At 38.3% G+C, this 12,750-nt stretch carries 14 protein-coding genes; 5 read left to right on the forward strand and 9 right to left on the reverse strand.

Annotated features, from left to right (window positions below; all coding sequences use genetic code 11):
* Window positions 1-301: 301 nt before the first annotated feature.
* The 3 genes from J2Z32_RS04025 to J2Z32_RS04030 all read left to right on the forward strand — a co-directional run bounded on the left by J2Z32_RS04025 (window position 302) and on the right by J2Z32_RS04030 (window position 2,962).
* Window positions 302-1,879: a YifB family Mg chelatase-like AAA ATPase gene (locus J2Z32_RS04025; RefSeq protein WP_210087868.1), complete on the forward strand. Its 1,578-nt coding sequence runs from the start codon at window positions 302-304 to the stop codon at window positions 1,877-1,879.
* Window positions 1,880-2,016: 137 nt separating this feature from the next.
* On the forward strand, window positions 2,017-2,277 hold the full coding sequence (locus J2Z32_RS22300; protein ID WP_245251169.1) for a hypothetical protein: 261 nt from the start codon (window positions 2,017-2,019) through the stop codon (window positions 2,275-2,277).
* A gap of 10 nt (window positions 2,278-2,287) precedes the next feature.
* Window positions 2,288-2,962: an alpha/beta fold hydrolase gene (locus tag J2Z32_RS04030; RefSeq protein WP_342453911.1), complete on the forward strand. Its 675-nt coding sequence runs from the start codon at window positions 2,288-2,290 to the stop codon at window positions 2,960-2,962.
* Between the two features lie 85 nt (window positions 2,963-3,047).
* On the opposite strand, the gene J2Z32_RS04035 is transcribed toward J2Z32_RS04030, so the two are convergent.
* The 9 genes from J2Z32_RS04035 to J2Z32_RS04075 form a co-directional block, all read right to left on the reverse strand.
* Window positions 3,048-3,446, reverse strand: coding sequence for a YraN family protein (locus J2Z32_RS04035; protein ID WP_210087869.1), 399 nt, complete (start codon window positions 3,444-3,446; stop codon window positions 3,048-3,050).
* Window positions 3,443-3,748 carry an EscU/YscU/HrcU family type III secretion system export apparatus switch protein gene (locus tag J2Z32_RS04040; protein ID WP_210087870.1) on the reverse strand — a complete coding sequence of 102 codons (306 nt, stop codon included), beginning with the start codon at window positions 3,746-3,748 and terminating at the stop codon, window positions 3,443-3,445. The genes J2Z32_RS04035 and J2Z32_RS04040 overlap by 4 nt, the downstream gene beginning before the upstream one ends.
* Window positions 3,745-5,646: a flagellar hook-length control protein FliK gene (locus tag J2Z32_RS04045; protein ID WP_210087871.1), complete on the reverse strand. Its 1,902-nt coding sequence runs from the start codon at window positions 5,644-5,646 to the stop codon at window positions 3,745-3,747. The genes J2Z32_RS04040 and J2Z32_RS04045 overlap by 4 nt, the downstream gene beginning before the upstream one ends.
* Before the next feature lie 33 nt (window positions 5,647-5,679).
* Window positions 5,680-6,318, reverse strand: a complete 639-nt coding sequence (locus J2Z32_RS04050; protein WP_245251170.1) for a ribonuclease HII — start codon at window positions 6,316-6,318, stop codon at window positions 5,680-5,682.
* A 211-nt stretch (window positions 6,319-6,529) separates the two neighbouring features.
* Window positions 6,530-7,396 (reverse strand): ribosome biogenesis GTPase YlqF, encoded by an 867-nt coding sequence (ylqF, locus tag J2Z32_RS04055; protein ID WP_210087873.1) that lies wholly within the window; start codon window positions 7,394-7,396, stop codon window positions 6,530-6,532.
* Window positions 7,397-7,429: 33 nt separating this feature from the next.
* Complete coding sequence (gene lepB / locus J2Z32_RS04060; RefSeq protein ID WP_210087874.1) at window positions 7,430-8,053, reverse strand: signal peptidase I; 624 nt, start codon at window positions 8,051-8,053, stop codon at window positions 7,430-7,432.
* 102 nt (window positions 8,054-8,155) lie between these two features.
* Window positions 8,156-8,500, reverse strand: coding sequence for a 50S ribosomal protein L19 (gene rplS / locus J2Z32_RS04065; RefSeq protein ID WP_210087875.1), 345 nt, complete (start codon window positions 8,498-8,500; stop codon window positions 8,156-8,158).
* A gap of 156 nt (window positions 8,501-8,656) precedes the next feature.
* Entirely contained in the window at window positions 8,657-10,132 is a 1,476-nt protein-coding gene (locus J2Z32_RS04070; RefSeq protein WP_210087876.1) for a hypothetical protein, read from the reverse strand.
* A 63-nt stretch (window positions 10,133-10,195) separates the two neighbouring features.
* The gene (locus tag J2Z32_RS04075) at window positions 10,196-10,948 is read right to left on the reverse strand and encodes a Type 1 glutamine amidotransferase-like domain-containing protein (protein WP_210087877.1); all 753 of its coding nucleotides are present in this window, start codon (window positions 10,946-10,948) and stop codon (window positions 10,196-10,198) included.
* A gap of 343 nt (window positions 10,949-11,291) precedes the next feature.
* On the opposite strand from J2Z32_RS04075, the gene J2Z32_RS04080 reads away from it, so the two are divergent.
* Window positions 11,292-11,834, forward strand: coding sequence for a hypothetical protein (locus tag J2Z32_RS04080; RefSeq protein WP_210087878.1), 543 nt, complete (start codon window positions 11,292-11,294; stop codon window positions 11,832-11,834).
* A gap of 179 nt (window positions 11,835-12,013) precedes the next feature.
* Window positions 12,014-12,601 (forward strand): hypothetical protein, encoded by a 588-nt coding sequence (locus J2Z32_RS04085; protein WP_210087879.1) that lies wholly within the window; start codon window positions 12,014-12,016, stop codon window positions 12,599-12,601.
* Window positions 12,602-12,750 lie beyond the last annotated feature (149 nt).

A 12,750-nucleotide genomic window follows, 5' to 3' on the forward strand; every position in this document is an offset into this window, starting at 1 on the left:
TAAAGCCAGAAAGGTTGCTTACCTTTGGAATAAATTAATTTTCATTAAAAGATGATTGATGATATGATCCTTGAAATATTACTAAGTTCACTTTCAAAAGATTACCATAAAATATTACTTATGTATATATGCAAACAGCCAACATTTGACAATATATTTCATTTGCTCTAAAATGATGTTCAGATTAACTACGTTATAATAGAAGAAAAAATTTAAAATTTAAAAAATGAGGAAGCACCTCTATTTGCCAAAACAAAACGTATGCTCATCACATACACGATGTTGGAAATGAGGTGTTTTTATGTATGCAAAGTTATGTAGCGCCTGCATTTATGGCGTCGATGGTGCTTTAATTGAGGTTGAGATTGATTTGACTAACGGACTACCTCAAACCTATATTGTCGGATTACCTGATTCTGCTGTACGTGAAGCTGTAGATCGGGTTAGGGCTGCCATTAAAAATTGTGATTTTGCTTATCCAGTTGGTAGAATCACGATCAATTTAGCTCCTGCAGATATGAGAAAAGAAGGAGCGTCTTTTGATCTAGTCATCGCCATTGGCATTTTAATTGCAAGTGGCCAGCTTGTTCTCCCTCAGTATGAAGACATGTTGATAATTGGGGAATTAGCATTAGATGGCACATTGCGACCTGTACGTGGTGTATTGCCTATGGTTGATTTAGCTAAGCAGAAAGGCTTTAAAGCTGTACTTGTCCCTAGCTTAAATGTACAGGAGGCTAGCTTGATCCAAGGGATTGAAGTGTATTGCATGTCTCATTTGCGTGGGCTCACACAATCATCATTATCGCCATCATCAGGAGAATCAGGAGAATCAAAAGCTTCGATAGCTAGGTTAGCCCATCTAAAAGCAAATTCTGCCTTCATCCAAGAGAGTAACCAGCATCCTGCTCTCCCTTCTCAAGACGATTATCGGGATGTTTTGGGACAACATCATGTCAAGCGTGCGCTCACCATTGCGGCGGCAGGAATGCACAATCTGATGCTTATCGGACCGCCAGGCACAGGGAAAAGTATGCTCATTAAGCGATTGCCAACAATTTTGCCTCCACTAACTAATGAGCAAGCATTAGAGGTCACAAAAATATATAGCTCTGCTGGTCGTTTTCATGTCTCTCCTTTCCACTTTATTGCTGAGCGTCCTTTTCGCGCTCCCCATCATACGATTTCCGCAAGTGGTTTAGCAGGTGGAGGCTTGATCCCTAAGCCGGGTGAGATTAGCCTAGCACATCATGGTGTGCTTTTTTTAGATGAGTTGCCAGAATTTAAGCGTGAAGCGCTAGAGGTGTTACGGCAACCTTTAGAGGAGCATCAGGTGACCATAAGTCGAAGTAAAGCTTCCTTTACGTTCCCAGCACAATTCTTACTTGCTACTTCTTTAAATCCATGCCCATGTGGATATTATTTAAGTGAACCTCCATTACCACAGTGCACATGTACGTCATACCGTATTACCCAATATCGAGAGAAAATTTCTGGACCTTTGATAGATCGAATTGATATGCAGGTGGAGGTCCCTAGACCTAAAAATCTAAAAAATGATACCAGTCCACTTAGTTCCGCTGAGATGCGTGCAAGTGTGCTAACTGCTGTAGAGATGCAACAAAAACGTTATTTCGGAACGCAAATACGTTATAATAGCGAACTAAACCGCCGAGCCATAAAGGAATTATGTAAGCTTAGTCCAGCAGCTTATGATATCCTTAATCAATCCTTTGAAGCATTAGGCTTAAGTATGCGTGCATATGATCGTATTATTAAGCTTGCGCGTACCATTGCAGATGTAGAGCAAAGTGAAATCGTGGAGTCAAGACATATTGCCGAAGCGATTCAATATCGTCAATTAGACCAACAAATTTAAGACTTGGGTCTTATGGATTTGATTTTTCTTCCAAGGACTGTAATAGTTCATCTTCTTTATAGAGCAAAAATATAGAAAGAGAAATTTCAGAAAAAGTTTATAATATATTGAGTCTAAATATTTTTAGGGGGAAAAGGATGTCTCAGATAACAAGCTTTGAAAAAATTATTAGATTAGCCATCTCCATCATCGGTTTTCCTTTGACAACATATCAAACTATTGTTTCACATCATTATATGCAAAATAATAAACCTACTGGACAGCTTGTTCAGATTGGTGAACGGCACTTACATGCTCTTGTTACAGGTGAACATAATAATAATGTTACGGTAATACTAGAGTCAGGCATGGGGGGGATGCTCACTAGATTGGTCACTTGTACAACTCGAAATATCTAAACATACAGCGGTGCTCTCTTATGATCGTGCTGGCTTTGGATGGAGCACTGAAACAATAGAACAACCAACATGCCAACATTATGTTGATGATCTTCGACTATTGTTACATAACATGAATCTAGTTCCACCCTACATCCTTGTTGGTCATTCCTACGGTGGAATGATGATGAAGTTATTTGCAAGCGAATATCCAGAGGAAGTGGCCGGATTAATTCTCGTGGATTCAGTACATGAAGATCGTTATTTTACTGAAAATATGGAGGACAACAGAAAAAGCGATCGAAAAAAAATTCTGAAGATTGCTAGATTGGGTTATTTATTATCGCCAATTGGCCTCCCTCGTATAATAAAAAGACATATTGGAGCAAAAAGGTTACCTACCGATATACAACGCATTGTTACTTCCTTGGGTCTTAGAAATAATGCTTTTAAAGCTGCATACTCTGAGATATTGTCTACCCATAAAAGTGCTCTTCAGTTGAAGCACGCGCCTCCTCTAAAGCCAGACTTACCTGTAATCGTAATGTCGGCGGGTAAACAAAGTGAAGATTGGAAAAAAGACCAAAAAAAATTGTTACTGCTAACTAAGTGCACAAAACAGATTATTGTTGAGGAAAGCTGGCATTCTATTCAAATTTACCAACCCAAGGCAGTAATCGATGCAGTCAAAAGTTTCTTAAATTAAAGGACGTTAGTGGATTAATAAATATTCAAAAAAGCCTGTATCAATGATTATTACTAATCTACGATACAGGCTTTATCTGCAACTCCTAAAATGCACCTTCGATATGATGAATATGACTTGCTCCATCGTCATTTGTCGTAATTGCAATGACATCAAAGCGAACAGTAGCCTCACTATTGCCGGTCTTATATAAATAATAAGACGCTGTTTTGCGTACTTGCTTTATTTTTGATGGTGTTATAGCCTCGATTGCTGTACCATATATTGAACCTTCACGTTTACTTCTGACCTCCACGATCACAAGCTGACTTAAATCCTCCGCAATGATATCCAATTCTCCTGTAGAGCAATACCAGTTGCGAGCTATAATACGATAACCCTTCTCTTGTAAATATTGTACAGCAGCTTCCTCCGCTTGTGTGCCAACTGCTCTGCGGTTACCCTTTTTACGGTTCTCATCATTTTTTTGTTGGTTAAGCCTCATAAAGGATTCCCGCCTCTTTCAGCCAGCTTATCAGAACGATAAATAAAGGTAAGGATTTCTGCTACTAGATTATACAACTCAGGGGGGATTTGCTGATCCAGATCTAGCTTTGACAACACTTCCACTAAAGCAGGATCCTCTTGAATAGGTATCCCATTTTCCTTTGCCATCTCCAATATTTTATCTGCAAGTAGACCTTGTCCTTTTGCTGCTACTTTTGGTGCATCTAACTGGGAGGGATCATATTTTAAGGCTACTGCCTTTTTAAAAGCAAATTTTGTCTGGTCTTCTCGTTCACTCATACTCGATAATCCACCCCTTTATATTCGCTGGGTGTGTATGACATTGCCATGCTCAAATCTCGGTTAACTACTTCCTCTGTTTCATTAGGAATTAGTTGCTCTATTTTTAAAGAAAGTAAGTGATAACCTGTCGCTTCTAGTGCGGTTTCAATTTCAGCTTTACGTGATTCTAGAAATACCCCTGCTGTATCATGCTCACTAAAGATTTTAAGCAGCACCTTCTTATCTGCCACCTGTACATCCACCATAATTTGCCCCAAAGCCTTCATCTGTAAATCGAACCATAATCGACAATTAGCGGGGTCTAACTCGCCTTTGCGTCCACGTCTTGATTCGATGTGAACAGCTGCAGTTTGTTGTCCATCCGGTCCAAAAAAAGGTAAAAACATCGTAACTTGGGCAAAAGGGGTCGTCCGATCCGTATTCAACAAAAGCTGCTGACCTGTTAATTGCTGTACAACCTGCTTAATTACCTCCTTCAAAGGGGCCGGTAGCTCATCTGCATCCGCTAATTGTAGCAATAAGCCTTTGAGGGATTCTGATGTTGGATGTTGATTTATTGCCTTGTCTACAAATGCAATACGCTCTGAATTTATGCCTTGTGTCGCTGACTCCAGCTTGGATGAAGCCACATTGTTTGCTATAGGTGTTGTATTAGCTGTAGATGCCTCTATATTCTTATGCTTACCTTGTTCCTGTCCTTGTGCCTCTATCCCTGTAGCTTCTGGGCTTACCGCCTTTGATGAAGGCGAAGGGGCATCTACTCCCCCTTTATTTTGATTAAGGTGAACCTGCTGTTCATGTTCAACCCCTAATAACTTTAATACACGCCCTACCCATGGTTCAGAGTTAATATTCACACCAGCTTGTCTTTCATTTAACAACGGAGATTGTGATTGTGCCTTACCTTCCATTGTTATCGTAGACTCTTGGGTTTGTTTTGCACTTAATGCTCCACCAGTAGCATCCAAAACGGTTTTAGCAGAATTAGAGGCTTGTGGCTCAAATAGTGAATCAGAGGACAATATTTGCCGTAATTGCCCAAGTGCTTGCTCTAGCTTTTGCATCGCTGTTGCTGTTTTTGGATCTGAAGCGCCAGCTTGCCCTTGTGCTACTTGAAGTGATTCATTTGCTTTGGAATTCATAGACTGATTCGCAGTTTCAACCAAAGCTGAATTAGGCGTTGAAGTTTGACCCGCAGTTAGTGTTGGATTCGCCCCTGCCAAAGTATTGTTGTTTTGATTCACCAGAGTACCTAGATTATTACTTTGTTGAGTCGCTTGCCCATTACCTTTAGCTTGTTGACTCAGCCATTGATTGATTCCATCCTCCAAAGTAGACATTAACTCATGTAACGGAGGACCAAAAATCGCTTGATGTAAACCTGCAACCGATTGCGCTGTGACCGGAAGTCCTCTACCTAACGCAATGCCTGCAGCCTGTATCCATTCTGAAAGCGGGACTTGCTGCGGTCTATTTGTTAAAAGTTGTCCTAGCAAATTCACGTTATCCTTTGTAAGAGGAACTCCTGTAGCCTGCATTTGATTGATGAGTTGTCGATTACTTTCAGTATCCTCCAGTCCTAATGACTGCATAATCTGCAATAATGAATTGCCAGATAACATTTTTTGAGGAAGGGAATCCATCGGTTTTAATACCACTGTACCATCTTCATTTGGTTGCTGGACCTGTAATAGTGTTGTTTGTCCTTGCTGCAATGGAGTTTCCAAGGTAGCATGTAGCTTTACTCCCTGAACCTGTATGACAGCCTCCTGCCCATTATCAGACACACTTAATACCGTCCCTCTTACAACTTGCCCTGTTTTTAACTCTAATGATTTGGATTCTCCTTGCTTAGAATCTCCGATCATACTTCGTACGAGTGGCCCAATGTTCATTTCTACTCACTTCCCTCCGGATAAACCAATCTACTAAAATAAGGTCTGCTCTTCTATAAATAAATTGCGCATAAAGCTTTTCCGATGCATCGGAGTTGGTCCTAAAAGCTGTATTTGCTCTCTGTGCATTTTAGTTGCATATCCTTTATGTATGCCAATCCCATATTCCGGGTATAATGCGTTCCATTCCCCTTGGCATAAGCGGTCACGGGTCACTTTCGCTACAATTGATGCTGCTGCAATTGATTGACTTGCTGCATCTCCTTTTATGACTGCTAATTGTGGGATTGATACATCCACCTTTTCAGCATCTACTAATAAAAAATCAGGTTGTATCTTTAATTGCTCAAGTGCCATTTTCATAGCTAAACGGGTCGCTTGTTTTATATTAATTTTGTCAATCATCGCCGCATCTACCCGACCAATACCAACAGAAATAGCTTGCTCCATAATTGCATCGTAGAGCTGATCCCGTTTTTTAGCGCTAAGCTTTTTAGAGTCATTTACACCTTCTAATATGAGCCCGACAGGTAAAATCACTGCTGCAGCAACAACATCCCCAAATAAACAACCACGCCCTACCTCATCAATGCCTGCTATATGTTGATAGGAAAGGTTCCAATATTCTTTTTCATAACTTAATAAATCATTGGGTTCATTCAATTCACTCAATCTATTCACCTTCATACTTTTATAAAAATAATTTCTTATGATAGCATAATACGTTCTTTATCGGTAAAAAACCAGACTTAATGAAGATAGAGTCTAGTATCAACCAAATCATCCAATTCCCACACTCATCCTGTTATTTTAACATAAAAGCGGAATTTTAAAATAAGAAAACCGCTAACCCATTTGCGTTAGCGGCACGATTAAATTTATTTTAGTATAGTGGGGACTCCATCGAGTAGCTTCCCATTTTTCCAGCTCTTAACTCTCTAAGAAATAAGGAAGACGTTTTTTCTAAGTCAACACGACCTCCACTTATGATACACCCACGTTTGCGACCAATATCCTCCATAATTCCAACCACCTCATCTGGAATTTCAAAGTTTGTGGGTTGTTCCTTTAAATCATAACGTTCTTTAAGCTGTTCCCAGTAAAATTGCGATAAATATTTCACTGCAAAAAATGCAACATCTTCGACATTTAAAATTTCGTGCTTAATTGCACCTGTAACAGCTAATTTATAACCAACATTTTGATCCTCAAATTTAGGCCACAAAATCCCAGGAGTATCAAGCAGCTCCATCTCTGTTCCTACCTTAATCCATTGCTGTCCTTTCGTAACCCCTGGACGATCGCCAGTGATAGCAATGTTACGACCTGCCAAACGGTTAATCAGAGTAGATTTTCCTACGTTCGGAATCCCAACAATTAAAGCACGAACTGCACGAGGATTAATCCCTTTCGCAATTTGCTTATCAATTTTTTCCTTTAACAGCACTTTAGCAAGCATTGGAATTTCCTTAGTACCTTGACCTGTAGACGCATCAATTACAACAACAATGTGACCTTCCTTTTTGAAAAAATCTACCCATTGCTTAGTGATTGCTGAATCAGCCAAATCTGCTTTGTTTAATACAATCAACCGTGGTTTTCCTTGTAATATTTCATCAATCATAGGGTTACGACTGGACAAAGGTAATCTTGCATCTAGCAGCTCGATTACAACATCGATCAGCTTCAACTTATCTTGAATTTGACGACGTGCTCTTGTCATATGTCCTGGAAACCATTGAATTGTCATCTTTAATTCACCTCAACTCTGCCACTTCTATCATTAATGCTTAATAAATTTAAAGTCTGCTAATGGCCAGAATACAAGGTCTGCCCGTCCTACAATTTCATCAAACGAAACGTATCCGATCCGGCGACTATCTGTACTGTTAGAGCGATTGTCACCAAGCACAAATACATGTCCCTCAGGAACAACACCATCCGTTATTATATCATTAGGAAAATTAGCTTCTGTATTATATAATTCATTATTTTTATGCTTCTCATTCACGACATCTTGAATGTAAGTCTCGTCAACCACCTTGCCATTAACTGTGATGGTATCGCCTTCCACCTTAACCGTATCACCTGGCACACCTATAACCCGTTTAATAAAGTCTCGGCCTTCTGTAGGTACATGAAAAACGATTACTTCACCATGCTTAGGGGCTCTAAAATCATACAAAATTTTGTTTACAATAATTCTTTCACTACTATGGAAATTAGGTTGCATGGAGGAGCCGTCTACAATAAATGGCGCAAAAAGTAACCAACGTATTAAAAATACTAAAACAACCGCGATAATAATTGCTTTTAGCCATTCAAGCCATTCATTTTTTGACTTCGTAGAGGTTTCCTGAGTTGCATCAGAATGATTTTCTGGCTCCGAAAAAGAATGCTGCTCCATCCTTCATAACCTCACTTTATTTTAGTTTATTATGAGCAATTTATACATATAAATACAGCAAGAGGGCTTGAATACACAAGCCCCCTCATGATCGCCATTAAATTAACGACGTGCTTCTTTAATTCTTGCTGCTTTACCACGTAGTTCACGAAGATAGTACAGCTTAGCACGACGTACTTTACCACGACGAGCCACTTCAATTTTGTCAAGTTTTGGGGAGTGCAATGGGAAAGTTCTTTCCACACCTACACCGTTGGAAATTTTACGAACTGTGAAAGTTTCGCTAATTCCACCACCATGGCGTTTGATTACTACACCTTCAAACAACTGGATACGTTCACGAGTTCCCTCGATTACCTTAACATGCACCTTCAAAGTGTCACCAGGACGAAAACTAGGGATATCTTTACGTAGTTGTTCTTGTGTAATTTCTTGTAAGATATTCATTTATGACTTCCTCCTTCCACCAAGGTGTTCTTGCCTCTTCAGGAAAACCATCCGTTTTCCGTCATCATCCGCAGAGGACCACCGAATTCACAACATTAGCAATTTTATCATATTTGATGGGACATGGCAAGAGAAAACTTGTTTTAAGCCTACTCATCAAAATCTCCCTGTTGTCTTATAGTACCAGTAATCATAATCCCACTTCTTCTCGTCTTTTGTTGGGTCATAATCCCTTTCAACTAAATGAGCTTTACCGATACCATAGCTACTTTCAAAATACATGATGTCACCACTCAACGCCAATGTGGATGCGCTATAAAATCCATATTTTTGAGGATCACCCATTCCTTTTTCAATTAAATATTGTTCTAATCCATCGGAAATATCATACTGCATCATATCCTCAGTATATCTAGGTTCTAATGTATCTGGATTAAATCTAACCGTCTCATAATTATCATATAAAACATTTGCGTATAAATCCAAGTCATTAGGTATAAGTTGATTACTTACTCCAATCGTATCCAAGCGTGTATTACGTCTGTACTTAGCTTCATACGAACCTATATACAATGGAAGGGCGTCTTTAATGCTTCCTAAAGTTTCTCCTGATCTTAGATCGAGCACCTTTGTTTGTCGATCAATTCCATGCACAAAGGGCGAATCATCCTCCCCAACAAATATCTTTTTCCCGTCTGTAAAATATTCTCCCGCTCTAACTGCAGCTTTATAGTTATGTTGCCACACTTTTTTGCCTGTATGATCGTAATATACAAATTTAGAACCTCGATCAAATTCATGTAATCCAAATAGGACACTACCATCCCCCATGAGATGGATATCGCCTCTACTTAGCCATGTATTTGCATTAAATTCTTCTTTAAATTTACCTTTAAGCTTATAATTCATATCATATATCTCATAAACTGAAAATCTTTCGTCTTTATCGCTATTATCAAGGAAAAGCGTGTACCCATTATTTTCACCCATAATCAGTTTCTTCTTCTGCTGATTTTTTGGCAATTCTTTTGCTTTTCCATCCTGTGTAGATATCGCATATTTTTTGCTTTCACTTGAAAACAATATTTCTTTTTCATTTGTTCGGAGCCAATATTCATGAATTTTATAATCTGTTGTTTTTAACTTTGTTGTCCAGCGAATTTTTCCTTTATTATCAACAGCTTGAATGTAATGAATACCTACTGGTTCTCCTTTAACTTTATAATAATAGTAAATGTTACCTTGACTATCCACCACAGGATGAAAAAAATCATCAAAAGCTACCTTTGGTTTAAAAATCCAATTGAGCTTCCCTTGATTGTTTATACTAACAATGGCATTGTTGTTACTGTCCTTCTTTTTCCAAACCATAAAATAGGCATCACCATTTTTTAAATTAACAGTAGTCCCCTCTAGACGTTCATTCCGATAATTCTCATTAGAACGAGCCCCTAAACCATAACTTGTATAATAACCTAAGTCCTGAATAGGGTATAACCAATCTACTTTGTATTCCAACACTTTAGTTGGAGGTGTCTTTTTTGTTATTTCCTCCGCAAAACTTCTCTCACCTAGAAGTAACAATCCAAAAACTAAAATAAAAATAAAACAACTACGAGTTACTCTTTTCATTCCGTCACCTTAACCTTTGCCTTTTAGAAATTGCTTTATTTAAACCTTAAAATTTCAACCTCTTTATTTATCTCCATATAAATGCTCTAACTGCTTCTCCTCATCTGTTGCTGGAAGAGAAGTAATTTTAACCTCATCCCTACCGCCCTGTTTACAGGCAATAATTCGATGGACTCTAGCGCCTTCTTCAGAGGTAAAAACCTTAAAATGATCTTCCTTATAAACAATCATACAGTTATTATCGATGCCAATCCCAACTTCCTGATGCTCAGACACCATATGCTGTAAGCTCACAGCATAATCGCCTTCATTATAATGAGGGGCATGATTTCCTTTTAATAATCCTAACCCCTCTAATCTAACATAATTGTATTCATTAGGCTCTCTTGCAGAAGCTTCTTCACTACAGCCATGTTCATACCAGCATATAGACCCAGCACTAATTCCAGATAACACGACACCTTGATGATATGCCTTCTTCAAAATTTTATCTACACCAAGTTCTCGCCAAGTTTCTAATAAAAATCGAGTATTTCCCCCACCAACATAAATGAGATCAGCAGACAATATTAAATGCTCTAACTTGGTCACTGTATACTCCTGCATCGTTAATAACAAATGCTTCGTTACACAACCTAGCTTTTCACCATAAATCAAGTCAAAGGTTTCACAATAACCTTGTGCATCATAGCTTGCTGTTGGAATAAATAAAGCTATTGGCTTTTCTTTACCCGTTAGCTTGACAATTTCCTGATCCAATACTAATGTTTCTTCTAATCGTAATTCTCCCCCACCAATAACAGCAATTGTCCCCATCGCTAATCCCCCTTAATGCATTTTAAAAATTTCAAGAACCTTAATGAATCGAAAAATAGGTTTCCTCATTATAGAAAATAAACCCAAATGAATTCAGTAATTTTAATCATAGTTCATAAAATAAATGTAACTAACACTCTATTATATTTTGCTAGATATAAATAATAATTCATATTTTTTCCACTTTAGTTATTTACAAAAAGTTTTATTTACATTACCATTTAACTGTAATATTACCATAATAAGATTATTTTCCATTTTTATGTTGAAGGGAGGCTATCGAATTTTTTACTAGAGTAAGTAAATTTAATCTAAATGCTAGAGTAGATGGGAGAGTAATAACATGAAAAAAGTAAAAAAACTAAGCTCACTTGTGTTAATTTTCACTTTACTTCTTAGTTCTGCCGCACTGGTTCATGCCGCTGATCCCTACCTGAATTATGGATCTAAAAGTGGAAGCATTACTGTAAAGAGCTATGCCAACAGCTATAACAGTACATGGGTATCCATCATTAACAATGCTCGTTCTGCTTGGAATAGCTCCAGCGCAAAGGTATCCATCTCCACCTCCTCCTCAAGCAATAATACGATTGAAGCCGCCAAATTTAATGATAGCTGGTATGGCTTATGCTCCCAAAGCTATAACACTTCAACGGGGTATACGACTAAATTTACGATTAAGGTGAATGCTAGAACGATCAGTAAAGATGCTACTAATTTTGACTCCTTCGCGAAAAGTACCGTTGCCCATGAGTTCGGACATGTTTTTTGGCTGTGTGATAATCCATCCACAAGTAGCTCATCTCTGATGAAGCATTCAAGAAATCGTAATAGCTTAACTACACCTCAATCCTTTGATATTAAAAATGTAAATAAAAAATACTAGGGAGTGTCTGAAAAGTCAGCAGGGAGCAGATGTTGGCGAATTTCCGATCTATACAAGCCACATTTACGCAGGCTTACCGGGGGTAAGTCAAGGAAAAGTAACGCAGTAGGGGACGAAAAGGCGGGAATAGATGACCTTGAATGATTTTTCAGACACGACCATATTGGAGGCGATAAACAATGAGAAATAGAAATAAAAATAAATATATGTATGTAATTGTGTCCTTAGTTGTTATGATGTTAATCATATCAGGCTGTCAAAGTAAAATAGATACGCTAGATTCTAGTAGCCACAGCAAGGAAGTAACAATCATTCATGCGGATTATCCACAATATGATACTGCTAAAGACCTTGTTGATTCTGCAGACTTGGTGTTTAGTGGCACTGTAAAAAGTATTCAATATAAAATGCTTGATATTAAAGTGGAGCAAGGTGCTGATTCTGACACAGGGCTAGTGGAAGCTGAAAGTATTCCCTATTCTATTTATGAAATTTCAGTTGATAAGGTTTTAAAAGGTGACAGCACAGATTCGACTCTGTTTTTGAAACGTCCTGGTGGTGAATTTGAAAACGAAACCTTTGTAATTGAAGACGCCACTCAAGTGAATATAGACGGCACATATTTATTTGTAGCACAAACCTACCCAGAATCTTACCCAAGCTTTCTCAACGCTTCACAGGCATCCTACGATATGAATTCATCTAAAAGCATGACATCTGCCCACAACTCAATTACACTATCGGAATTACTTGCTCAATTTGAATAAGAGTACCACTATACATTTCATGTTATCACAAAAGAGCTATTTCCAAGGTGTAAATGAACTGCACCCTGTCAAGTAGACAGTCTAAAAAACAAAAAAACGTTATGATTGAATCCCCTCTGTTTCTAAACTCTGAGGGGATAATTTTTTAT

It is taken from the genome of Paenibacillus turicensis (assembly GCF_017873435.1).
In the GTDB taxonomy this organism is placed as follows: Bacteria; Bacillota; Bacilli; order Paenibacillales; family Paenibacillaceae; genus Fontibacillus; species Fontibacillus turicensis.

Excerpts from the sequence above, each read along its gene's own strand:
- J2Z32_RS04025 (WP_210087868.1), top strand. The coding sequence starts at position 302 with ATGTATGCAAAGTTATGTAGCGCCTGCATTTATGGCGTCGATGGTGCT.
- J2Z32_RS22300 (WP_245251169.1), top strand. The coding sequence starts at position 2,017 with ATGTCTCAGATAACAAGCTTTGAAAAAATTATTAGATTAGCCATCTCC.
- J2Z32_RS04035 (WP_210087869.1), bottom strand. The coding sequence starts at position 3,446 with ATGAGGCTTAACCAACAAAAAAATGATGAGAACCGTAAAAAGGGTAAC.
- J2Z32_RS04040 (WP_210087870.1), bottom strand. The coding sequence starts at position 3,748 with ATGAGTGAACGAGAAGACCAGACAAAATTTGCTTTTAAAAAGGCAGTA.
- J2Z32_RS04045 (WP_210087871.1), bottom strand. The coding sequence starts at position 5,646 with ATGAACATTGGGCCACTCGTACGAAGTATGATCGGAGATTCTAAGCAA.
- ylqF (WP_210087873.1), bottom strand. The coding sequence starts at position 7,396 with ATGACAATTCAATGGTTTCCAGGACATATGACAAGAGCACGTCGTCAA.
- lepB (WP_210087874.1), bottom strand. The coding sequence starts at position 8,053 with ATGGAGCAGCATTCTTTTTCGGAGCCAGAAAATCATTCTGATGCAACT.
- rplS (WP_210087875.1), bottom strand. The coding sequence starts at position 8,500 with ATGAATATCTTACAAGAAATTACACAAGAACAACTACGTAAAGATATC.
- J2Z32_RS04070 (WP_210087876.1), bottom strand. The coding sequence starts at position 10,132 with ATGAAAAGAGTAACTCGTAGTTGTTTTATTTTTATTTTAGTTTTTGGA.
- J2Z32_RS04075 (WP_210087877.1), bottom strand. The coding sequence starts at position 10,948 with ATGGGGACAATTGCTGTTATTGGTGGGGGAGAATTACGATTAGAAGAA.
- J2Z32_RS04080 (WP_210087878.1), top strand. The coding sequence starts at position 11,292 with ATGAAAAAAGTAAAAAAACTAAGCTCACTTGTGTTAATTTTCACTTTA.
- J2Z32_RS04085 (WP_210087879.1), top strand. The coding sequence starts at position 12,014 with ATGAGAAATAGAAATAAAAATAAATATATGTATGTAATTGTGTCCTTA.